Origin of the sequence: Salipiger bermudensis (assembly GCF_020171625.1) — a bacterium.
GTDB lineage: Bacteria > Pseudomonadota > Alphaproteobacteria > Rhodobacterales > Rhodobacteraceae > Salipiger > Salipiger bermudensis_B.
The window spans coordinates 533,276-555,570 of sequence record NZ_JAIUZY010000001.1 but is presented as its reverse complement, the minus strand read 5'-3'; the positions used below and the strand labels follow the sequence as shown (position 1 = coordinate 555,570).

Here is a 22,295-nt window from a genome sequence, read left to right as displayed (position 1 = left end):
GAGCCCGCCATGAAAGCTGCCGTCATCGTCTTTCCCGGATCGAACTGCGATCGTGATCTTGCCGAGGGCTTCCGCAAGGCGGGGCTCGATGTTCAGATGGTCTGGCACAAGGACACGGCGCTGCCCTCGGGCATCGACATCGTCGGCATCCCGGGCGGCTTCTCGTTCGGCGATTACCTGCGCTGCGGCGCCATCGCCGCGAACTCGCCGATCTGCAACGAGGTCAAGACCCATGCCGAGCGCGGCGGTTATGCCTTTGGCGTCTGCAACGGCTTTCAGGTGCTGACCGAGACCAAGATCCTTCCCGGCGCGCTGCTGCGCAACGCGGGTCTTAAGTACATCTGCCGCACCGTAGGCCTGAACGTGGCCGAGAGCCAGTCGGTCTTCACGCGCGGCTACGAGGCCGGCGAGACCATCCGCATCCCGATCGCGCACCATGACGGCAACTACACCGCCGATGCCGCGACGCTGGATCAGCTCGAGGCCGAGGACCGGGTGGCGTTCCGCTACACCGACAACCCCAACGGCTCGGACCGGGACATTGCCGGCATCCTGTCGTCGAACCGCCGGGTGCTCGGCATGATGCCGCACCCCGAGCGGGCCTGCGATCCGGCGCAGGGCAACGAGGACGGTGCGCGTCTTTTCGCCCATCTGACCGCCGCCCTGGCGGAAGCCTGACTTGAGAGCCTGAGCGTGGGCGCGTAACTTGCTGCCCATGTCAGGGACGGCCAAGGAAAAGACCCGGCGCGCAAGGCGCTCGGGGCCACTGGGATGGCGGGTGCGGGTCGCGCTCGTCCTTCTCGTCGTGCTGGCCGTGGTGACCGTGTGGGTCACCAACATGATGCTCACCGACCGGTTCACGGAATCGACCCGCAACCGGGCCGAGCTTCGTGTGGCGCTTTATTCCGGCAACATTCTCTCGGAGCTGCGCAGCAATGCCATCGTGCCGCAGCTCCTTGCGCGTGACCCGGCGCTGATCGGCGCGCTCAACTCCGGCGATTTCAGCCAGTCCTCGCAACGCCTGATCTCCTATGTCGACGAGATCGGCGCCGCCTCGCTGATGCTGCTCGACCGCGATGGCCGCACCGTGGCGGCGACCGACCGCAACCGTCTGGGCGAGCAGCACCGCAACGCGCCGCATTTCGTCGAGGCGCTGCGCTCCAACACCACCGTCTTCACCTCGCAGGAGCGCGAGGCGGGGGGGTACACCTTCACCTACTCGCGCCGTGTCGAGAGCCAGAACAGCGTGGTCGGCGTGATCATCGTCGAGGTCGATCTGGCGAAGTTCGAGCGCGCTTGGGCCGGGATCACCGACGCGGTGGCGGTGCTGAACTCCGAAGGCACCATCATCCTCGCCACCGAGCCGCGCTGGCGGGGCCGCACCATGGACGAGGCGCTGGTGCGCCAGTCTCCCGAGAGCGCGATCGAGCGCGCCATCAAGGCCACCGCCGACTGGACCGCGCTGCCGCCCGACGCCTACCTGCAGGGCGAGGCGGTGATGCGGGTCGATGGGCGCATCCCGTTCCGCGGCTGGACCATGGCCACCTTCACCACCTACGCCTCGGTGCGCGAGAAGGTGAACGCTGTGCTGGCGCTCGAGATCATGGGTTTCGCGCTGCTGGCGGCACTGGCCTTCTACGCGCTGAGCCGCCGCACGGCGCTGCGCATGGCCCTGTTCCAACGCGAATCCGCCGAGCTGCGCCGCCTGAATGCGCGGCTCCAGCGCGAGATTTCCGAGCGCGAGAAGGTGCAGAAGGATCTCGCCTCGGCCGAGCAGACCCTCGAGCAGAGCTCGAAGCTCGCCGCGCTTGGCGAGATGTCGGCCGCCGTGAGCCACGAGCTCAATCAGCCGCTGGCGGCGATGAAGACCTACCTTGCTGGGGCGCGGCTGCTGCTGCGGCGCAACCGCCCCGACGAGGCGATGACCGCGTTTCACCGCATCGACGATTTGATCGAGCGCATGGGCGCCATCACCCGGCAGCTCAAATCCTATGCCCGCAAGGGGCAGGAGCAGCTCTCTCCGGTCGACATGGCCGAGGCGCTGGCGTCGTCGCTGTCGATGATGGAGCCGCAGCTCAAGGCGCGTCGGGTGCGGATCTCCAAGATCCTGCCAGACGAGCCGGTGCGGGTGATGGGCGACCGGATGCGGATCGAGCAGGTTCTGGTGAACCTGCTGCGCAACGCCATCGACGCGACCAAATCCGTGGCCCAGCCCGAGCTCGAGATCATCCTGGCGAGTGGCGAGACCGCGACCCTGTCGGTGCGCGACAACGGCCACGGCATCGAGGACATGGATGCGCTCTTCGAGCCGTTCTACACCACCAAGCAGCCCGGCGACGGCACCGGGCTCGGCCTTGCCATCAGTTCCGGCATCGTGGCCGATCTCGGCGGGCGCCTGACGGCCCGCAACGGGGTCGACGGTGGGGCTGTTTTCGAGATGCAGCTTCCTATCTTGAATGAAACCACCCGCGCCGCCGAGTAGTTGGCAGCGGGAAAGACGCAGGCAGAAAAGGCGCAAGACGAGAATGACAAAAGCCATGAAGATCGCCATCGTCGACGACGAAAAGGACATGCGGCAGTCGATCAGCCAGTGGCTGGCGCTGTCGGGCTACGACACCGAAGCCTTTGCCAGCGCCGAAGAGGCGCTCGGCGCGCTCGGCACCGATTACCCCGGCATCGTGATCTCGGACATCAAGATGCCCGGCATGGACGGGATCCAGTTCCTCAAGAAGCTGATGGGCGCCGACAGCGCGCTGCCGGTCATCATGATCACCGGTCATGGCGATGTGCCGATGGCGGTCGAGGCGATGCGCATCGGGGCCTTCGATTTCCTCGAGAAGCCGTTCAACCCCGACCGCATGTCGGAGCTGGCCAAGAAGGCGACCAATGCGCGCCGCCTGACCCTCGACAACCGCGCCCTGCGCCGCGAGCTCTCGGATGGCGGCCAGCTGATGAGCAAGCTCATCGGGCAGAGCCCGGCGATGGAGCGGCTGCGGGAGGATGTGCTCGATCTCGGCCAGGCCGACGGTCATGTGCTGATCGAAGGCGAGACCGGCACCGGCAAGACGCTGATCGCCCATGCTCTGCACGCGGTGGGCTCGCGCGCGGGCAAGAAGTTCGTGCTGCTCTCCTGCGCCGCGATGGACGAAGATGCGCTGATGCGCCGGCTGTTCGGCCCGATGCAGCCCGACGAGACACGGCTTCCGGCGATGGAAGAGGCGCGCGGCGGGACGCTGGTGCTCGAGGACGTCGAGTCGCTCTCGGATTCGGCACAGGCGCGCCTGCTGTCGGTGATCAACGATCAGGGCACCCCGCCGGAGACCCGGATCGTCGCGATCTGCAACCTGCAGGACGAGGGCCGCACCTGCGAGAGCGCACTGCGCCCCGATCTCTACTACCGCCTTGCCGCGCTGAAAATCACCGTGCCGCCGCTACGCGCCCGCGGCGAGGACATCCTGACGCTCTTCACCCGGCTTTCCGAAGGCTTTGCCGACGAGTACGGCTGCGACGCACCCAAGGTCTCGGCGCAGGAGGCGGCGCAGCTGCTGCAGGCGCCGTGGCCCGGCAACGTGCGCCAGCTTATCAATCTCGCCGAGCGTGCGGTGCTGCAATCGCGGCGCGGGCAGGGCACCATCGCCTCGCTGCTGATGAACGACCATGAGGACATGCAGCCGGTGATGACCACCGAGGGCAAGCCGCTCAAGGAGTATGTCGAGGCGTTCGAGCGGATGCTGATCGACAACACCATGCGCCGCCACAAGGGCTCGATCTCGGCGGTGATGGACGAGCTGTGCCTGCCGCGCCGGACGCTGAACGAGAAGATGGCCAAGTACGGCCTGCAGCGCGCCGATTACCTCTGAGCGTTAATCGGATCGCTTTAGATCTGTCGCGACATTGTAAGCCGCGCCTTGCGAGGCGCGGCATCCGTTCAGCGCCCGCCGCCGCCATGGCGAGGCCCGCAGCGCTGACCACGCGCAGCACGCACGCCGTGATGGTTATATATCAGAGCGGCCCGATGGCGTTCTGACCCATCTGTACCCCCCTCACAGTTCATCGTGCCAAAGCCGTTTTGCCGCTGGCTGCTTAGCTGCGCAGGAATGATCCGCGAAGGTCTGACATCTGGCGGACGTCTGTCCGGCGAAATGTCCGCCTGAAAATGCGGCGTGCGACGCCGGCAGACGGGTCCGAGAAGGGAGCCGCGCAAGGCGCCGCTCCGCATTCGAAGAGCGTTCCCCGGGCGGGGGAGGAAGCTTGACAGAAACATGAGTGGTCTGGCTGATATCGGCGCCCATCCAAGTGTACGCCGATTGCCGTCTTGCCTTTGATAACAAAGGCAAGTGGCGGAGAGACAGGGATTCGAACCCTGGGACCCCGTGAAGGGTCAACGGTTTTCGAGACCGCCCCGTTCGACCACTCCGGCACCTCTCCGCGGGGGTCGTGGAGGGCCGTTTAACGAGATGCGCGACGGGGTGCAACAGGGAATTTTGCGGAACCGTGCAGAACGTGCCGAAGTTGTTCCCACGGCCCCCGCGGCCTTGGAAAACGCCGTATCCGGGCCTACGCTCGCCCCGACCCGAAACCCAAGGAATCTCTGACATGGCCCTGCGCTTCGTCGCCTGCCTGCTGTCCGCAACGCTCGCCGCGCCGGTGGTTGCCGATCCGGCGCGTCCCGCAGATGCCCTGCTCGACCGGCTGGGCCTTCCCGAGATCGTCGAGATCATGCGCGAGGAAGGCATCGCATACGGCGCCGACATGGCCCGCGACCTGATTCCGGGCGGCGCGACGCCGGGCTGGCAGGACTCGGTGGCGCGGATCTACGACACCGACGCGATGGAAGAGGTGGTCCGGGCCGAGTTTCAGGACAGCTTCGGCGACACCGACGCGACGCCCTTGCTGCGCTTCTTCGGCAGCGAGACCGGCGAGCGGGTGATCGAGGTCGAGCTTTCGGCGCGGCGCGCGCTGATCGATGATGGTGTCGAAACCGCTGCGCGCGAGGTGTTTCGCGGACTCGACGGCTCGTCGGACGCGCGGCTTGGGCTGGTGACGGATTTCGTGCAGGCCAACGATCTGATCGAAGCCAACGTCACCGGCGCGCTCAACGCGAGCTTCCAGTTCTATGCCGGGCTCGTGGATGGCGGCGCGCTCGAGATGTCCGAGCGCGAGATCCTCGACGAGGTCTGGGCGCAGGAGCCGGCGACCCGGGCCGACAGCCGGGAGTGGCTCTACGGGTACTTGCTGATGGCCTACGAGCCTTTGCCCGACGGCGATCTGGAGGCCTATGTCGATCTGTCGTCCAGCCCGGAGGGCAGGGCGATGAACCGCGCACTGTTCGCGGGCTTCAATGCGATGTACGACAATATCTCCTACGCGCTCGGTCTTGCGGCGGCGCAGCAGATGCAGGCGCAGGAGCTCTAGGGCTTTTCCCCGCGCGGGTTGACAAAGCGGCGATATCCTCGCATAAGCGCGGCTCGGATCGGGGCTGTTGCGGCCCCGCTTTCGATTCTTATATCAATGACAGTCCCCAGAGGGCGCGCTGTTCGAGGTGGGCCTTAAGGCCCGGGAAAGACCCGATAGGGCACCATAGGACGCGGGAAACGAAGGAAGATGCAGATGTTCGCGGTGATGAAAACCGGCGGCAAGCAATACAAGGTTCAGGCGGGCGACGTGCTCCGCGTGGAAAAGCTGGCCGCAGACGCGGGTGAAACCGTGCAGTTCAACGATGTCCTCATGCTGGGCGGCGACAGCGTCACCGTCGGCGCGCCGCTGGTGGCTGGTGCTGCCGTGCAGGCCGAGGTCGTCGACCAGATCAAGGGTGACAAGGTCATCCACTTCGTCAAGCGTCGCCGCAAGCACAGCTCGCAGCGCACCAAGGGTCACCGCCAGAAGCTGACCCTCGTTCGCGTGACCGAGATCCTCGCGTCGGGCGCAGAGAAGTCGGGCGTCAAGGCCGCCGCCGGCGCAGGCTCCGTGGCCGCTCCGGCAGCCGGGTCCGCACCGAAGAAAGCCGCAGCTCCGGCTGCAGCCGCAGGTGACGACCTGACCGCAATCACCGGTGTCGGCCCCGCCGCCGCCAAGAAGCTCAACGAGGCCGGCATCAACACCTACGCCGAGCTCGCCGCAGTGAACCCCGAGACCTTCGAGGCCACCAAGGTGAAGCCCGAGTGGGTCGAGCAGGCCAAGACCCTCGCCTGAGAACAAGGAGACTAACCCATGGCACATAAAAAAGCAGGCGGTTCCTCCCGTAACGGCCGCGACTCCGCAGGCCGCCGTCTTGGCGTCAAGCTCTATGGCGGTCAGGATGCGACCCCGGGCAACATCATCATCCGTCAGCGCGGCACCAAGTACTGGCCGGGCAACGGTGTGGGCATGGGCAAAGATCACACCATCTTTGCAACCGAAGCCGGCTCGGTGACCTTCCGCAAGGGCCTGAAGGGCCGCACCTTCGTATCCGTCCTTCCGGTGGCCGAGGCTGCCGAGTAAGCCGATCCACAGGATGTGAAAATCAAGGGGGATCGGCGAAAGCCGGTCCCCTTCGGCGTTTCATGAGGAGGGGACGCCGATTCACCGGAACGTGCATTGAGGAGTGTGCACATGAGTCTGGACCAACTGAAAACACCGACGCGGCCCAAGCCCGTCGTCCTGCAGCCCGAGATCGCGACTGAGCGCTTTGTCCTGCGCCCGCTGCGTCGCTCGGATGCCGGGCTGATCTCGCTTTATTCTTCGGATGAGCGCGTCGCCCGCATGACCACGTCGATTCCGCACCCGCTTCCGCCCGGCGCCACCGAGGCGTTCATCGCCCGCGGCACCGCCGAGGATCGCGCCGAGGATATCTGGGTGCTCGACGCCTCCGCGCAGGAGGGGCCGGAGGTCATGGGTGTGATCTCGCTCGAGCGGCTCGAGGGCAACCAGAGCGAAATCGGCTACTGGGTGGCGCCGCCATACTGGAGCACGGGCCACGCCTCTGAGGCGCTGCGCGCGCTGGTCGAGGCAAACCCGCTGGGTTCGGCGACGATGTTCGCAAGTGTGTTTCAGGACAACCCCGCCTCGGCGCGGGTACTGACCAATTGCGGCTTCGAGTATATCGGGGATGCAGAGGCGTTTTCGGTGGCGCGCAATGCCAAGGTGCCGACCTGGACCTACCTGCGCCGCATGTCGTAATCCGGCGGTCTTGCACCAACGTTCCGAAAGCGCCCCCTCGCGGGGCGCTTTTTCGTGCCGGGCAGGGCGCGCATCCGGTCAATCGCGGAAAACCGCAAGAAATCCTGAAAAAAAGCAAAGGCGCCCGGAACCGGACGCCTTGCAGCATGTTCTACTTTTAACACGCGGTTAAGTCGGCGCTCAGCTTCCCCAGGTGCGCACCGGACCGCAGTCCATGTGAACGAAGCTCGAGCTGGTGTAGCGTCCGACGCCGCCGGCCTTGCAGGCAGACGCAGCGCTTGCCATCTGATTGACCGAGCGCGATTTGAGGTGAAGGTCCGCTGCTTCGCCGAGAAGGTGGCGGGAGTTCTTTGCCACACCGGAGCTGCGGGCACGCAGCATCGCGTTGGTTTTCGGGCACCGATAGCCCGAGATCAGCATGTAGGGCTCATCCGTCTCGAGCAGATTGTGAGCCGCGGTCATGATGTCGATGGTGCGCGGATCGATGTTGGTAACATCGTTGCTGCGCCAGTCGCGCATGAAGTAATTGATCTGCTTGAGGGATTCAGGAATGTACTGTCCCTCGATCCAGTAGATCATGTCGATCTTCTCACCGGTGCGCCCTGAATACATCTTGATCCGACGAATGTCGCCAGCCCCGCGCAGAAATCCTGCTGCGTTTCCGTAGGTGGGGGCTGCGGTGACGAGTGTGGCGGCGAATGCGCCAAGAAGTCCGCGGCGTGTGAGGCCGCCCGAAGTTGGTTTTGTCATGTGAAAGCGCCTGTCCCGTTAAGTCGCTGTACCTGTTTGCGTCGCCTCGTTGGACGACACCTGCCATCTATCCCCAGATGCGTGGATTATATGCCACAGAGTAAAAATTCTGAGAAGGCCGTTTCGGTCACGTCGAGTTTATTTGCCGGATTTCGGCAAGATCCTGCGCAAATTGACCAGATCTTGTGGCCAGATCGTGCTGACGCTCAGGGCTGGTGCGCGCGTGCCGCGACGCAGGAGAATTTCTCAAACTGCGGGAAATGTGAATGGACAGGGTAGACGTCTGATGTCCAACACTAGTTTCAAAGAAGACCGCTCGATTTCAGGGATCACTATGACAAAGTCACGCAGGCAATTTTCCACCGCTTTGAAGCTCGGTCTGGCGATCGGGGTGTCCTCGGGCTGGATGTTTGCCGCGGCGCCCCAGCCGGCGCAGGCGCAAAGCCTGTCGCTGACCGGATACAAGCTGGCGGTGGCCGAGTCCCTCTCGGAAGACGAAGGCATGGCGGCGTTCTACCGCGCTCGCGGGTTCGAGCCGATCTGGACCTCGGCGGACGACGCCGCCACGGCGCGGCGCGCGGCTCTGATCGAGGCGCTGTCGACCGCGGGCAATCACGGCTTGCCGGCGCGTCGCTACGATCCCACCGCGCTGATGGCCATGATGCGCGCCGTGCGCAGCGACCGTGACCGCGGCCAGCTCGAGGTCGAGTTGTCGCGCGCCTACCTGCAATTCGCCCATGATCTCAGTGGTGGTGCTCTTGATGGCCGCCGTATTGACAGCGGCATCAAACGCCCGCCTGTCCGCCGCCCCTCGCAGGAACTGCTCGAGGCGCTCGCGACAGGCGAGCCGCGCGCCGTGTTCCGCGAGCTGGCGCCGACGACGCCCGAATACACGCGACTGATGCGCGAGAAGATGAGCCTCGAGCGCATCGTCGCCCGCGGTGGCTGGGGCGCGCCGGTGACGGTGGGCAAGCTCGAGCCCGGCGACAGCGGCCCCGGCGTGGTCATCCTGCGCGACCGGCTGATCGAGATGGAGTATCTCAAGCCGACGCTCTCGCCGCGCTACGACGACACGCTGCGCAACGCCGTTCTGGACTTTCAGCGGGACCATGGTCTCGCCGCGGACGGGGTGGCTGGACCGTCGACGCTCAGCGCACTGAACGTGCCCGCGGTCGAGCGCCTGAAGTCGGTGATCGTGGCGATGGAGCGCGAGCGCTGGATCAACTTCGCCGAAGGTCTGGGCGAGCGCCACGTGAAGGTGAACATCGTCGATTTCCACGCCAGCATCATCGATGACGGCAAGGTCACCTTCGAGACCCGCTCTGTCGTGGGCGCCAAGGACACTGACCGCCGCACGCCCGAGTTCTCGGACGTGATGGAGTTCATGGTGATCAACCCGTCGTGGTACGTGCCGCGCTCGATCGTGGTGAACGAGTACCTGCCGCAGCTCCGCCGCAACCCCGGCGCGGTGAGCCATCTGGTGATCACCGACAGCCGCGGCCGTCAGGTCAATCGCGGCCACGGCTTTGCGCAGTACTCCGCCGCGAGCTTCCCGTTCTCGATGCGCCAGCCGCCGGGGCCGCGAAACGCGCTCGGGCAGGTGAAGTTCATGTTCCCGAACAAGTACAACATCTACCTGCACGACACGCCGTCGAAGTCGCTGTTCTCGCGCACCGAGCGGGCATTCTCGCACGGCTGCATCCGGCTCGCCGATCCCAAGGATTTCGCCTACGCGCTGCTGGCGCTGCAGACCGACGATCCCGAGGGCTTCTTCGCGTCGCGCCTGCGCGGTGGCTCGGAAAGCCGGGTCAATCTCGAGAAGCCGGTGCCGGTGCACCTGATCTACCGCACCGCGTTCTCGCAGGCGAAGGGCAAGATGAACTACCGCGCCGATGTCTATGGCCGTGACGCCAAGATCTGGGACGCGCTTGCCGCGGCAGGGGTGGCACTGGGCGGCGTGGAGAGTTAAGTCCTTCGGGAAGACATCCCGGAGGATCCGATGCCGACCTACAGCATTTCCGACATTGCCGCTGCCCTCGGCCTCGAGGCGCTTGGCGACACCGACATCCGCGTCAGCGGCGTGGCCGAGCCCGCGATGGCCGGCGAGGAGCATCTCGCGCTCGCGATGAAGCCGGAATACGCAGAGCAGCTCTCCGAGGGCAGGGCACGCGCAGCGCTGCTCTGGGAAGGGGCGGACTGGGAGGCCATGGGACTCAGCGCGGTGCTGCTGCCCAAACGCCCGCGCCATTCGCTGTCGGGCGTTTCGGCGATGATGGATCCGGGGCAGGGCTATCACGAGGGCATCCACGCGATGGCGGTGATCGACCCCTCGGCGCGGCTTGGCGAAGGCGTTTCGGTCGGGCCCTTCACGGTGATCGGCGCCGGCGTGAGCATCGGCGCTGGCTCGGTGATCGGGCCGCAGGTGAATATCGGCTGGAACACCACCATCGGTGCGAACGCGCTGATCCATGCGGGCGCCAAGATCGGCGCGCGCTGCACCATCGGGGACCGCTTCATCGCCCAGCCCAACGCGGTGATCGGCGGCGACGGCTTCTCCTTCGTGACGCCCGAGCCGTCGGGCGTCGAGAAGGTGCGCGAGAGCCTCGGCAAGGATTCCGGGGGCGAGGCGCAGGCCTGGGCGCGTATCCATTCGCTCGGTGGCGTCACCATCGCAGACGATGTCGAGGTCGGCGCGAATGCCTGCATCGACCGCGGCACGGTGCGCGACACGATGATCGGCGCGGGCACCAAGATCGACAACCTCGTGCAGGTGGGCCACAACACGGTGGTGGGCGAGAACTGTCTTCTGTGCGGCCTCGCGGGGATCGCCGGTTCAGCCAAGGTCGGCAACAACGTGGTGATGGCCGGTCAGAGCGGCCTCGTCGACAACGTCTTCGTCGGCGACAACGTGGTGATCGGCGCTGGCGCCAAGGTTCTGGCCAATGTGCCGGCAGGGCGCGCCATGCTCGGCTACCCGGCGATCAAGATGGATCAGCACGTCGAGAGCTACAAGGGGATGCGCCGCCTGCCGCGCCTGTTCCGCGATGTCGCAGAGCTGAAGAAAGCGGTTTCCAAGCTGACGGGGAATGAGTAGACGAGCCGGGACTCTGCGACGAATAGGGAGCGCCGCCCATGAGTGTTAAGGACCGTGTGATCGCGATCATCGCCGAACAGGCCGTGTTGGAGCCGTCAGACGTCACGATGGACAGCACGCTCGAGGATCTGGGCATCGACAGCCTCGGCCTTGTGGAGAGCATCTTCGCCATCGAGGAAGAGTTCGACATCTCCGTCCCGTTCAACGCCAACGAGCCCGAGAAAAGCGATTTCGACATCTCGTCGGTCGCCAGCATCGTGGCCGGGATCGAAGCCCTGATCGCCGAGCAGAAGAAGTGAAACGCGTCGTCATCACCGGCGCCGGCACGATCAATGCCCTTGGCCGTGACGTGCCGGAGACCCTCGAAGCCATGCGCGAGGGTCGTTGCGGCATCTCCGAGCTCGAGTTCCGCGACGTCGAGCGTCTGGCGATCCGCATTGGCGGCCAGATCAAGGGCTACGTGCCCGAGAACGCCTTCAACCGACAGCAGATGTCGCTCTATGACCGCTTCACCCAGTTCGCGCTGCTCGCGGCGCGGCAGGCGGTGGCGCAGTCCGGGATCGATTTTACCGGCGCTCTGGCGGATTGCTCGGGCGTGGTGCTCGGCACTTCGGGCGGCGGTCTGACCACGCAGGACGAGAACTACCGCTCGGTCTACGAGGAAGGCAAGAACCGCGTTCACCCCTTCGTGGTGCCGAAGCTGATGAACAACGCCGCCGCCTCCCATGTCAGCATGGAGATGAACCTGCGCGGCCCGACCTTCACCGTGGCCACGGCCTGCGCTTCGTCGAACCATGCCATGGGGCTTGCCTATCACATGGTGCGCGGTGGCACCTGCTCGGTGATGCTCACCGGCGGCGCCGAGAGCATGCTGTGCTTCGGCGGGGTGAAGGCGTGGGAAGGGCTGCGGGTGATGTCGCGCGATGCCTGCCGGCCATTCTCGGCCAACCGCAACGGCATGGTGCAGGGCGAGGGGGCTGGCGTCTACGTGTTCGAGGAATACGAGCACGCAAAGGCGCGCGGCGCCGAGATCCTCGCCGAAGTGGTGGGCTTTGCCATGACCTCTGACGCCTCCGACATCGTGATGCCCTCAAAGCAGGGCGCGGCACGCGCGATCACCGGCGCGCTGCGCGACGGTGGCATCAACGCCTCCGAAGTGGGCTATATCAACGCCCATGGCACCGGCACCGCCGCCAATGACAAGACCGAATGCGCCGCCGTGGCCGACGCGCTCGGCGGTCAGGCCGACCGGGTGATGATCTCGTCGACCAAGGCGATGCACGGCCATTGCATCGGCGGCACCGGCGCGGTCGAGCTTCTGGCCTGCATCATGGCGCTGCGGGACGGCATCGTCGCCCCGACCATCGGGTACGAGGAGCCGGACCCGGAATGCGCCCTCGACGTGGTGCCGAACGAGGCCCGCGAGGCGGATGTCTCGGTGGTGCTGTCGAACGCCTTCGCCTTCGGCGGGCTGAACGCGGTTCTGGCGCTGCGCAAGGCCTGATCCCGGGCCGCGCCGGGCGGCCGCTGGCGATATCGCGCAGGCGTTCCGTCAATCCACGAACAGCGATGGTGCGCAACCGCCCCTAACCATCACGGCCCCAAGCGCTTACGTTTTGGTCACCGAACATCGGAGATCATCATGTCCAAGTACGTCACCGTCCTTGTCGGATCGCTCCGCGAGGGGTCTTACACCCGCAAGCTTGCCTGCACGCTCACCGAGCTCGCCCCCGAGGGGCTGGAGTTCAGCTTTGCGCGCACGGGCGCGCTGCCGCTCTACAACCCCGATCTCGACGAGGGCACGCCGCCCGAGGCGTGGCAGAGCTTCCGGCGCTGCGTCGGGCGCAGCGATGCGGTGCTGTTCGTGACGCCCGAGTACAACCGGTCGGTCCCGGCCAGCCTCAAGAACGCGCTCGACGTGGGATCGCGCCCCGTGGGAGAGAGCGTGTGGGACGGCAAGCCTTCGGCCATCGTCACCGGCTCTCCGGGCGGCATCGGCGGCTTTGGGGCCAACCACCACCTGCGCCAGAGCCTCGTATTCCTGAACGCGGCCCCGATGCAGCAGCCCGAGGCGTATATCGGCAATATCGCCAAGCTCTTCGACGATCAGGGCCGGCTGAGCAATGCGGGGACGCGGGAGTTCCTGACGGAGTTCATGCAGGCCTTCTCGGTCTGGATCGACAAGCTGAGCTGAGCCCGTCGGCAGGAGCAGGGCCTTAAGAACAAAGGGGCGGCGGTCTCCCCTCCGCCGCCCCTCGATGTGGGGTCAGGACCGGGGCTGCTCCATCAGTGATGAAGGCGGCCCATTGCTGCGGCCACATCCGCCATACGGGCGGAAAAGCCCCACTCGTTGTCATACCACGCGAGCACGCGCACGGTGCGCTTGCCGACAACCTTGGTCTGCTCGGGTGCAAAGATCGAGCTTGCCGTCGTGTGGTTGAAATCGATCGAGACCTTGGGTTCCGGGTCGTAGGACAGGACCATTCCCATCCGGCCAGACGCGGCTTCGCGCACGATCTCGTTCACATCCTCGACGGTCACGTCCTTGGAGGCCTGAAAGGTCAGGTCCACGGCCGAGACGTTCGGAGTTGGCACACGAATGGCCGATCCGTCAAGCTTTCCCTTCAGATTTGGCAGCACTTCCCCTAGCGCCTTGGCGGCGCCGGTCGAGGTCGGGATCATCGCCATGGCTGCCGCGCGGGCGCGGTAGAGGTCGTTGTGGCGGCGGTCCAGCGTCGGCTGGTCGCCGGTATAGCTGTGGATCGTGGTCATCACGCCGCTCTCGATGCCGATGGCCTCGTCAAGGACCTTGGCCAGCGGCGCAAGACCGTTGGTGGTGCACGAGCCGTTCGAGATCATCACGTCGCCCTGCACCAGATCGCGGTGGTTGACGCCGTAGACGATGGTCTTCTGCACGTTCTTGGCCGGGGCCGAGATCAGCACCGACTTGGCGCCCTGGTGGATGTGCTGCACCGCCTTGTTGCCGTCGTTGAACTTGCCGGTGCATTCGAGAACCACGTCGCAGCCGGTCCAGTCGAGTTCGCCCATCTCGTAGGTCGACATGACGTCGATCGGACCGCGGCCCAGATCCAGCGCGTTGCCGTTCACCACCTTCACCTCACCACCGAAGCGCCCGTGCACGCTGTCATAGCGCAGCAGGTGGGCGGAGGTCTCGATCGGGCCGGTGGCGTTGATCTTGACCACCTGCACGTCGTTGCGGGCGCTCTCGGCGATATGGGCCAGCGTGCAGCGGCCGATGCGGCCGAATCCGTTGATCCCGACAGTGACGGTCATGGGCGATGTCCTCTTGGATGTGGCTCGGATGTTGCGGCCCTGTATACGGATGCACACTGCTCTCTCAATCAAAATTATCAAATAAGCACAATATGTTAGCGATAAACATGCGGATTGCGCTAACATTTTCGCCTTGTCCGAGGGGCGCCGGGAGAAGGTTGCGCTAACGCGGTCCGGATGGCATGACGAGGCCTTCGGCGCAGGTCCGGAAACGTCGGCGCTTGAACCGGGCAGGGTGCCCGCTAGTTTGAGCGAAACGAAAGAACGGAGACAGACATGAGCGGGCTTCTGGCGCTACTCGACGACGTGGCGGGCATCGCCAAGATTGCGGCCGCTTCGGTCGACGACATCTCGGCCAACGCCGCCAAGGCCGGCTCGAAGGCCGTCGGCGTGGTGATCGACGACGCGGCGGTGACGCCGAAATACGTGCACGGCTTCGCCCCCGCGCGCGAATTGCCGATCATCTGGAAGATCGCCCGCGGCTCGATCTTCAACAAGCTCATCATCCTGTTGCCGGCGGCGCTGCTGATGGCCGCCTTTGCGCCATGGCTGGTGCCGTACCTGCTGCTGCTGGGCGGGTCCTACCTGTGTTTCGAGGGGGCCGAGAAGGTGGCGCATGTGGTGTTGCCGCATGACGAGCAGTCCGGCGGACCCGATGGCAGCCACAAGGTCGGCGACCCGGCGCATCTCGAAGAGAAGAAGGTGAAGGGCGCGATCAAGACCGACTTCATCCTTTCGGCCGAGATCATGACGCTCGCGCTCTCGACCATCGAGGCGCCCGAGGTCTGGATCCAGGCGGTCGTTCTGGCGCTGGTGGCCATTGGCATCACGGCGCTGGTTTACGGCGCCGTGGCGCTGATTGTGAAGATGGACGACGTGGGCCTGTGGCTCACGCAGGTGGGCCAGCTCTCGTTCACCCGCGCCGTGGGCCGGGGCATCGTCAAGGGGATGCCCTACGTGATGAAACTGCTCTCCATCGTCGGCACCGCGGCGATGCTCTGGGTCGGCGGCTCGATCATCATCCACTCGCTCGCCCAGATCGGCTGGCACGCGCCCGAGGAGTTCATCCACCACTACGCTGTGATCGCGGAGCACGCCGTGAGCGAGCAATGGCAGGGCGCGGTGCTGTGGCTGGCCACCGCCGCCATGGACTTCGTCGTCGGGCTGGCCTGGGGGCTTATCCTTGTGCCGATCGTCACCAAGCTGGTGATGCCGCTCTTCGGAGGCACGAAAGAGGCGCACTGAAAAGAGGCGCACTGAGTGTCAGCATAGCCGTTGGTTGAGCCTTGCGATCGCCGGACCGCGGGGTGGCGTCTCGAGAGTGGAGCCTCTTGATTTATGGCGGCCACGTCCGAAGTCCCTCGACACAAAACGCTGTCGTCACCAAATCGCCAGCCCGGGGGCGGGTCATGTCAGAGGCATGCTCTCAGCATGACGATGGCGCGCCTCTCGGCGTTTGCTTGCAAACGCCTGCCGGCAACACATCGCAAAATGCGATGTGTGAAAGGCGGCCTGCGGCCTTAATTCCGCGCGGGCAACGTTGGAGCGTTCTGCAGTTGGCCGAAGACGAAAAAAGCGCGCCGCAAATGCGGCGCGCTTTCCTGTCTATCGACAAAGGGCAGGGCTCAGAGCAGCGACTTGGCCTTTTCGGCCACGCCCTCGGCGGTGATGCCGAACTTCTCGTAAAGCACCTCGGCCGGAGCCGACGCGCCGAAGCCGTCCATGCCCACGAAGCCGGCCTTGGCCTCGCGGCCACGCTCACCCAGCAGCCACTTGTCCCAGCCGAAGCGGGTCGCGGCTTCCACGGCCACGCGCACCGGGCCGCCCGGCAGCACGCGCTTGCGGTAGGCCTCGTCCTGCGCCGCGAAGAGCTCGAGGCACGGCATGGAGACCACGCGGGTGCCGATGCCCTCGGCCTGCAGCAGGTCGCGCGCCTCAAGCGCGATGGCGACCTCCGAGCCAGTGGCCATCAGGATGACCTGACGCTTGCCCTCGGCATCGGCGAGCACATAGGCGCCCTTTTCGACAAGGTTGTTGGTCTTGTGCTGGGTCCGCACGGTCGGCACGTTCTGGCGCGTCAGCGACATCACCGAGGGCGTGCTCTTCTGGCTCAGCGCGATTTCCCAGGCCTCGGCGGTCTCGACCACGTCGGCGGGGCGGAACACGAGGGTGTTCGGCGTCGCGCGCGAGATCGCGAGATGCTCGATCGGCTGGTGGGTCGGGCCGTCCTCGCCAAGGCCGATGCTGTCATGGGTCATGACGAAGACCGTGGGGGTCTTCTGCAGCGCGGCCAGACGCATTGCCGGGCGGGCATAGTCGGTGAAGGCCATGAAGGTGCCGCCATAGGGGCGGATGCCGCCATGCAGGCCCATGCCGTTCATCGCCGAGGACATGCCGTGCTCGCGGATGCCCCAGTAGACGTAGCGGCCACCGCGGTTGTCGGTGTCGAACACGCCCATGTCGCCGGTCTTGGTGTTGTTCGAGCCGGTGAGGTCGGCAGAGCCGCCCACGGTCTCGGGCATCACCGGGTTGACCACTTCGAGCACCATTTCCGAGGCCTTGCGGGTCGCGACCTTGGGCTCGGTCTCGGTGCTCTGCTTCTTCAGCGCGCGGATCACCGAGGACAGCTTCTTGGGCGTGTCGCCGGCCATAGTGCGGGCGAACTCGGCCTGCTTGCGGTCAGACATGGAGCTAATCCGGCCATCCCATGCCTCGCGCTCGGCGGCGCCGCGGCTGCCGATCTCTTCCCACCAGCTCTTGATCTCGGCGGGCACCTCGAACGGGCCGGTGGTCCAGCCCCAGCCGGCCTTGGCGTCGGCGTTCTGCTCGGCATTGGTGAGCGCGCCGTGACCCTTGGAGGTGTCCTGCGCGGCGTGACCCAGCGCGATATGGGTCTTGCAGGCGATCATCGACGGCTGGTCGGTGACCTTCTTCGCGGCGGCGATGGCGGCGTCGATGGCCTCGGGGTCGTGGCCGTCGATCTCCTGCACGTGCCAGCCCGACGCCTTGAAGCGCGCGACCTGGTCGGTGCGGTCCGACAGCGACACCTTGCCGTCGATGGTGATGTCGTTGTTGTCCCACATGACGATGAGGTGGCCGAGCGCATAGCGCCCCGCGAGGCCGATGGCCTCCTGGCTCACGCCTTCCATCAGGCAGCCGTCACCGGCGATCACGTAGGTGTGGTGGTTCACCGCGGCCTTGCCGAAGCGCGCCCGCAGGATCTCCTCGGCCATGGCGAAGCCGACCGAGTGCGCGATGCCCTGGCCGAGCGGACCGGTGGTCATCTCGATGGCGTCGGCGTAGAAGTTCTCGGGGTGGCCGGCGGTGCGCGAGCCCCACTGGCGGAAGTTCTTCACCTGGTCGAGGGTGATCTGCTCGTCGCCGCTGAGATAGAGCAGCGCATAAAGCAGCATCGAGCCGTGGCCCGCCGACAGGATGAAACGGTCGCGATCCGGCCAGTTCGGCGCCTTCGCGTCGAACTTGAGGTGCTTCGACCACAGGACGGTCGCCACGTCGGCCATGCCGATGGGCATACCGGAGTGTCCGGAATTGGCCGCTGCGACCGCGTCCAGCGTCAGTGCACGGATGGCAGTGGCACGCATCCAGTGGTCGGGATGTGCGTCTCGAAGGGCATTGATATCCACGGGAAGTCCTCTCTATCCCAGAGCCGTTTCCGCGCTAATAGCAGTGTGGCGTCGAAGTTCAAGGGTTCGCACCGGCAACGCCCCGCCGGCGGATGAACTGCCGCCCGTAACCACTTGGGACATATGGGGCGCATTTTCCGGGAGCGCTTGGTAAACTGTCGCGAAACGGGACGGGTTCGATTCGCAACGATCGGCGCGACAGGTCCCGAAGGCAGATCGAGAGAGGGCAAGATGAGCCAGATTGACGAGTTGCAGTCACGCATGACGCGGGCGCTCGACCGCATTTCAAAGGGCGTCGAGACGCTGTCGGCGAGGGAGCCGGCCGCGCCCGAGCCGGTCGATGACGGCTCCGCCGAAGAGATCGCCCGCCTGAGCGCGGCGCTCGAGGACGAGCAGATGGCCAACGCCCAGCTCGAGGCGCGGGTGAAGGCGCTGCACGACCAGCTCGAAGCGCAGCCCGAGGCCCCCGCGCAGGCCGAGCCCGACGCCGCGCTGCAAGAGCAGATCGCAGCGCAGCGCGACGGGATGCAGGCGCTCGACGGCGAGCTGCAGCGCCTGCGTCAGGCCAATGACGCGCTGCTGAAAAGCTGCACCGAGATGCGCGCGGCGCTGGCCGAGAACCTCGGCGAGCCGCACCTGATCAACCAGGCCATGCTGGCCGAGCTCGAGGCGCTGCGCGCAGCGCGCGCGGTCGAGGCGGCGGAGGCGCGGGCGGTGCTCGGCGCGCTCGAGCCGGTGCTGGCGCAGGCGGCAGGCGAAGAGGAGACGGCGCAATGAGCCAGCAGATGGAAGTTCAGATCAACATCGGCGGCCGCAGCTTCGACGTCGCCTGCCAGGAGGGCGAGGAGCAATACCTGCTCACCGCCGCGCGGATGCTCGACACCGAGGCCTCGGTGCTCGTGGAGCAGATCGGCCGGATGCCCGAGGCGCGGATGCTGCTGATGTCGGGCCTGATGCTGGCCGACAAGACCGCCGGTCTCGAGGACCGCCTGCGCGAGGCCGAGGACAAGCTGGGCGAAATGGCCGAGGAGCTGCGCGAACTGCGCGAGCGGCCCTTGCCCGCGCCCGAGAAGGTCGAGGTCCCGGTGATCCCGGCGAGCGTCTCGGATACCCTCGCCGAGCTTGCCGCACGCGCCGAGGCGGTGGCCGAGGAGATCGAGGCCAAGGCGGCGGGCTGAGGTCTTTTGGTGTGGGTTGAGGAGGGGCGGCGACCGGTGGTCGCCGCCTTTTTTCGTGTGAGCCGGTCGTTTGGAGGCTTGGCTTGGAGAGCTTGCTAGACACTTTGAAAGCGGTGCGAGCTCTAATGGAGCAACGGCTGGTTTTCTCAGAACGGATTCGTCGCTGCAGCTTAATAGATGTCTCTGCTCGTCGGCGCTTGTGGTCCAGAGCCGAACTAGGCGCCATGGGCAAAGCAGGAACGGAATCGACTGCAGAGCGGACATTCACCCCAGGAGCACTATGTTTTGCCTCAAGAACTCAACGCTGTCCCAGCGCGCACGGAGCATCTTAAATTTTTTTCGCATATCTTGGAAACCTGCTAGATTCTACTATATGGAACGACCGATGAGGTCCGAATGATGAGCAACGCTATCCCTGAACATGTTGAGATGAAGCCTAACGTGGACCGCATCGTGTCCGCTCTGTACTTCGTCATGGCTGAAGCAAAGAAGCGTGGGCGCAACGTGTCGCAGTATGACCTAGTCAAAACGTTGTTCCTTGCAGATCGTAACCATCTAAACGAATGGGGAAGGCCGGTAACCTACGACAACTACTGCGCGATGCTTCACGGGCCTGTCCCCTCGCTCGCCTACGACCTACTTAAAGGGAATGCGAAGGCCATGCGTGACCATGGTTTGCATGGAGTGCCTTGGAAATCGGTTCCTAGCAACAGGTCAACCAAGCATTTCTTCCCCGTTAATGACGCATTGGTTCCTCAAGAATTCCTGTCAGAAAGCGATATGGAGGTTCTCACTGAATCACTTGGCGTTGTTCAGGCGTTGGGCTTCAGCCAAATCCGGCGACTCACTCATGAAGATCCCGCATACCTCGACGCTTGGCGTGAAGACGGTGGACGATCTGCCTATGCCATGAAGCTTGGCTTGCTTTTTGAGGAGCCAAATTTCGAGCAAGCTGCTACCTTGGCAGAATACTCATCGTATGTATGAAGCGGGAGATATCATCCGCTTATACTCGACCATCGCCGGCAAGGAGAAATTTCACATTTGCCTCGGACGAACCGAGAACGAGACCGTTTTCGCGTTTCTTTTTCTGAACTCCGGCTCGGGATACAAAGGTGATTGTGTCTTGGATGACGGAGAAATTCCGGGTCTACCTAAGTCGCCCACTGGTAAGTCTGTAGTCTCGTTTTCGCAGATTATACGGATAAAGGAAGAAAAGCTGGGTGTTCTGGGCGCAACCAAAACCGGTACTATAGACGCGCACCTTGCAGGCGAGCTGGCAGCGTTCGCAAAGGAAGTCAGATCGCTCACTCGGCAAGAACAGGCATTTGTTGTATCGGCGCTCGAAAGCCTCTTTATCTAAATGACCGCTCCGGCTGTGCATATCTGCACTTGCGTAGAACGGCCGTTTCTGGGCAGGCCGCGTCACAGCATAGCGTAACCTGCCATTGTGTATTTTTATAGTCTAACGTGCTGCTTTGCGACGTGTCGGAGGTTCAAATAGCCATCCTACGACTCGCACATCGCCGCAGTTCATCCAAGACGAAGCGAAGGTCAGCTCCCGCCGATCGTACCAGAGCTTCGCGCCACACTGCGAGGTGCATGAATGTTGCAGATGGGCCGCAAGCGACAGTGAGCTAACGGCCAACGAGCTCCGGCCCCGAAACACAGCAAAAGGGCGGCGACCTCAGGTCACCGCCCCTCCAAAATCTCAACCAACGCCCCCCGCAGGAGCGCCAAACCCTTAGCGCAGGATCGAGCGGCCGGCGTAGATGGCCGTGTCGCCCAGCATTTCCTCGATGCGGATTAGCTGGTTGTACTTGGCGAGCCGGTCCGAGCGGGCCAGCGAGCCGGTCTTGATCTGGCCGCAGTTGGTGGCCACGGCGAGGTCGGCGATGGTCGCGTCCTCGGTCTCGCCCGAGCGGTGCGACATCACGTTGGTGTAGCGCGCGCGGTGGGCCATCTCGACCGCCCGCAGGGTCTCGGAGAGCGAGCCGATCTGGTTGACCTTGACCAGCATGGAGTTCGCCACGCTCTGCTCGATGCCCATCGACAGGCGCGCCGGGTTGGTCACGAAGAGGTCGTCGCCCACCAGCTGCACGCTGTCGCCCAGCTTCTCGGTCAGCAGCTTCCAGCCCTCCCAGTCATCCTCGGCGCAGCCATCCTCGATCGAGATGATCGGGTAGTCGGCGCAGAGCTTGGCGAGGTAGTCGACATTCTCGGCCGAGGACAGCGACAGGCCTTCGCCCTTCATCTCGTACTTGCCGTCCTTGAAATACTCGGTCGAGGCGGCGTCGAGCGCGAGGTAGATGTCCTCGCCGGGCTTGTAGCCGGCCTTCTCGATCGACTTCAGGATGAAGTCCAGCGCCTCGCGGGTGCCGCCGAGCTCGGGGGCGAAGCCGCCCTCGTCGCCGAGCCCGGTGGACATGCCGGCGGCGGAGAGCTCTTTCTTCAGGGTGTGGAACACCTCGGAGCCCATGCGCACGGCCTCGCGGATGTTCTCCGCGCTGACCGGCATGATCATGAATTCCTGGATGTCGATCGGGTTGTCCGCGTGCTCGCCGCCGTTGATGATGTTCATCATCGGCACCGGCAGGACGCGGGCGGCGGTGCCGCCGACATAGCGGTAGAGCGGCTGGGCGGTGAACTCGGCCGCGGCCTTGGCGGTGGCGAGGCTGACGCCGAGGATGGCGTTCGCGCCGAGCCGGCCCTTGTTGTCGGTGCCGTCGAGCTCGATCATGGCGCCGTCGATGGCTTCCTGCTCGGTGGCGTCGAAGCCCACCAGCGTCTCGGCGATCTCGCCGTTCACCGCGGCCACGGCGTCGAGCACGCCCTTGCCCATGTAGCGGCCCTTGTCGCCGTCGCGGCGCTCATGCGCCTCGTGCACGCCGGTCGAGGCGCCCGAGGGCACCGCGGCGCGGCCGAGGCTGCCGTCTTCCAGCATGACGTCGACCTCGACCGTGGGGTTGCCACGGCTGTCGAGGATCTCGCGGGCGTGAATGTCGATGATGGTGCTCATGGGTGCGTCCCTCGCCTCCAGATGGGTTTGAGCGAGCTATAACAGCCGTTGAGCGAAAGTAAACTTGCGCAGCGCTAACAGGCGGCTAGGCGGCGCGATATCGCTAACATTTCTCACGACGGCGCGCGGGTTTTGCCAAATGCCGCGCTGCAGCTATT

General features: G+C 65.0%; 21 protein-coding genes and 1 tRNA gene. 17 read left to right on the top strand and 5 right to left on the bottom strand.

Annotated features, from left to right (window positions below; all coding sequences use genetic code 11):
- Positions 1 to 9: 9 nt before the first annotated feature.
- Genes purQ through LCM15_RS02565 form a run of 3 tightly spaced genes read left to right on the top strand, consistent with a single transcriptional unit; the run spans position 10 to position 3,860 of the window.
- Positions 10 to 678 (top strand): phosphoribosylformylglycinamidine synthase subunit PurQ, encoded by a 669-nt coding sequence (gene purQ / locus LCM15_RS02575; protein ID WP_224852685.1) that lies wholly within the window; start codon positions 10 to 12, stop codon positions 676 to 678.
- A gap of 37 nt (positions 679 to 715) precedes the next feature.
- Positions 716 to 2,482 carry a sensor histidine kinase gene (locus LCM15_RS02570; RefSeq protein ID WP_224852683.1) on the top strand — a complete coding sequence of 589 codons (1,767 nt, stop codon included), beginning with the start codon at positions 716 to 718 and terminating at the stop codon, positions 2,480 to 2,482.
- A 43-nt stretch (positions 2,483 to 2,525) separates the two neighbouring features.
- On the top strand, positions 2,526 to 3,860 hold the full coding sequence (locus LCM15_RS02565; protein WP_224852681.1) for a sigma-54-dependent transcriptional regulator: 1,335 nt from the start codon (positions 2,526 to 2,528) through the stop codon (positions 3,858 to 3,860).
- Positions 3,861 to 4,338: 478 nt separating this feature from the next.
- Here LCM15_RS02565 and LCM15_RS02560 read toward each other — a convergent pair.
- Positions 4,339 to 4,428, bottom strand: a tRNA-Ser gene (locus LCM15_RS02560).
- Between the two features lie 168 nt (positions 4,429 to 4,596).
- On the opposite strand from LCM15_RS02560, the gene LCM15_RS02555 reads away from it, so the two are divergent.
- The 4 genes from LCM15_RS02555 to LCM15_RS02540 all read left to right on the top strand — a co-directional run bounded on the left by LCM15_RS02555 (position 4,597) and on the right by LCM15_RS02540 (position 7,158).
- Positions 4,597 to 5,415: a DUF2059 domain-containing protein gene (locus LCM15_RS02555; RefSeq protein WP_224852679.1), complete on the top strand. Its 819-nt coding sequence runs from the start codon at positions 4,597 to 4,599 to the stop codon at positions 5,413 to 5,415.
- Between the two features lie 195 nt (positions 5,416 to 5,610).
- Entirely contained in the window at positions 5,611 to 6,192 is a 582-nt protein-coding gene (locus LCM15_RS02550) for a 50S ribosomal protein L21 (protein ID WP_224852677.1), read from the top strand.
- Between the two features lie 18 nt (positions 6,193 to 6,210).
- Entirely contained in the window at positions 6,211 to 6,480 is a 270-nt protein-coding gene (gene rpmA / locus LCM15_RS02545) for a 50S ribosomal protein L27 (RefSeq protein ID WP_224852675.1), read from the top strand.
- Between the two features lie 111 nt (positions 6,481 to 6,591).
- Positions 6,592 to 7,158, top strand: coding sequence for a GNAT family N-acetyltransferase (locus tag LCM15_RS02540; protein WP_224852673.1), 567 nt, complete (start codon positions 6,592 to 6,594; stop codon positions 7,156 to 7,158).
- A gap of 180 nt (positions 7,159 to 7,338) precedes the next feature.
- Here LCM15_RS02540 and LCM15_RS02535 read toward each other — a convergent pair whose 3' ends face one another.
- The gene (locus tag LCM15_RS02535) at positions 7,339 to 7,908 is read right to left on the bottom strand and encodes a YcbK family protein (protein WP_224852671.1); all 570 of its coding nucleotides are present in this window, start codon (positions 7,906 to 7,908) and stop codon (positions 7,339 to 7,341) included.
- A 334-nt stretch (positions 7,909 to 8,242) separates the two neighbouring features.
- Here LCM15_RS02535 and LCM15_RS02530 point away from each other — a divergent pair, with 334 nt between their 5' ends.
- From LCM15_RS02530 to LCM15_RS02510, 5 genes are all read left to right on the top strand, one after another.
- Positions 8,243 to 9,877: a L,D-transpeptidase family protein gene (locus LCM15_RS02530; protein ID WP_224852668.1), complete on the top strand. Its 1,635-nt coding sequence runs from the start codon at positions 8,243 to 8,245 to the stop codon at positions 9,875 to 9,877.
- Between the two features lie 30 nt (positions 9,878 to 9,907).
- A complete protein-coding gene (lpxD, locus tag LCM15_RS02525) occupies positions 9,908 to 11,002 on the top strand; it encodes a UDP-3-O-(3-hydroxymyristoyl)glucosamine N-acyltransferase (RefSeq protein ID WP_224852666.1) in 1,095 nt (364 codons plus the stop codon).
- A 38-nt stretch (positions 11,003 to 11,040) separates the two neighbouring features.
- Positions 11,041 to 11,301, top strand: a complete 261-nt coding sequence (locus LCM15_RS02520; protein WP_224852664.1) for an acyl carrier protein — start codon at positions 11,041 to 11,043, stop codon at positions 11,299 to 11,301.
- The gene (locus LCM15_RS02515) at positions 11,298 to 12,506 is read left to right on the top strand and encodes a beta-ketoacyl-[acyl-carrier-protein] synthase family protein (protein ID WP_224852662.1); all 1,209 of its coding nucleotides are present in this window, start codon (positions 11,298 to 11,300) and stop codon (positions 12,504 to 12,506) included. Before LCM15_RS02520 ends, LCM15_RS02515 begins: the two co-directional genes overlap by 4 nt.
- Positions 12,507 to 12,644: 138 nt before the next feature.
- A complete protein-coding gene (locus LCM15_RS02510; protein ID WP_224852660.1) occupies positions 12,645 to 13,196 on the top strand; it encodes an NADPH-dependent FMN reductase in 552 nt (183 codons plus the stop codon).
- 92 nt (positions 13,197 to 13,288) lie between these two features.
- On the opposite strand, the gene gap is transcribed toward LCM15_RS02510, so the two are convergent.
- On the bottom strand, positions 13,289 to 14,296 hold the full coding sequence (gene gap / locus LCM15_RS02505) for a type I glyceraldehyde-3-phosphate dehydrogenase (protein WP_224852658.1): 1,008 nt from the start codon (positions 14,294 to 14,296) through the stop codon (positions 13,289 to 13,291).
- Positions 14,297 to 14,572: 276 nt separating this feature from the next.
- Here gap and LCM15_RS02500 point away from each other — a divergent pair, with 276 nt between their 5' ends.
- Positions 14,573 to 15,541 carry a DUF808 domain-containing protein gene (locus LCM15_RS02500; RefSeq protein WP_224852656.1) on the top strand — a complete coding sequence of 323 codons (969 nt, stop codon included), beginning with the start codon at positions 14,573 to 14,575 and terminating at the stop codon, positions 15,539 to 15,541.
- Positions 15,542 to 15,921: 380 nt separating this feature from the next.
- On the opposite strand, the gene tkt is transcribed toward LCM15_RS02500, so the two are convergent.
- Positions 15,922 to 17,940 (bottom strand): transketolase, encoded by a 2,019-nt coding sequence (tkt, locus tag LCM15_RS02495; protein WP_224852654.1) that lies wholly within the window; start codon positions 17,938 to 17,940, stop codon positions 15,922 to 15,924.
- Between the two features lie 231 nt (positions 17,941 to 18,171).
- Here tkt and LCM15_RS02490 point away from each other — a divergent pair, with 231 nt between their 5' ends.
- The 4 genes from LCM15_RS02490 (at position 18,172) to LCM15_RS02475 (ending at position 20,481) form a co-directional block, all read left to right on the top strand.
- On the top strand, positions 18,172 to 18,717 hold the full coding sequence (locus tag LCM15_RS02490) for a hypothetical protein (RefSeq protein WP_224852652.1): 546 nt from the start codon (positions 18,172 to 18,174) through the stop codon (positions 18,715 to 18,717).
- Positions 18,714 to 19,118, top strand: a complete 405-nt coding sequence (locus tag LCM15_RS02485; RefSeq protein ID WP_224852650.1) for a cell division protein ZapA — start codon at positions 18,714 to 18,716, stop codon at positions 19,116 to 19,118. The genes LCM15_RS02490 and LCM15_RS02485 overlap by 4 nt, the downstream gene beginning before the upstream one ends.
- Positions 19,119 to 19,517: 399 nt before the next feature.
- Positions 19,518 to 20,105: a Panacea domain-containing protein gene (locus LCM15_RS02480; RefSeq protein ID WP_224852649.1), complete on the top strand. Its 588-nt coding sequence runs from the start codon at positions 19,518 to 19,520 to the stop codon at positions 20,103 to 20,105.
- The gene (locus LCM15_RS02475) at positions 20,098 to 20,481 is read left to right on the top strand and encodes a hypothetical protein (RefSeq protein ID WP_224852648.1); all 384 of its coding nucleotides are present in this window, start codon (positions 20,098 to 20,100) and stop codon (positions 20,479 to 20,481) included. Before LCM15_RS02480 ends, LCM15_RS02475 begins: the two co-directional genes overlap by 8 nt.
- Before the next feature lie 381 nt (positions 20,482 to 20,862).
- Here LCM15_RS02475 and eno read toward each other — a convergent pair whose 3' ends face one another.
- Positions 20,863 to 22,137 carry a phosphopyruvate hydratase gene (gene eno, locus LCM15_RS02470; protein ID WP_224852647.1) on the bottom strand — a complete coding sequence of 425 codons (1,275 nt, stop codon included), beginning with the start codon at positions 22,135 to 22,137 and terminating at the stop codon, positions 20,863 to 20,865.
- Positions 22,138 to 22,295: the final 158 nt, after the last annotated feature.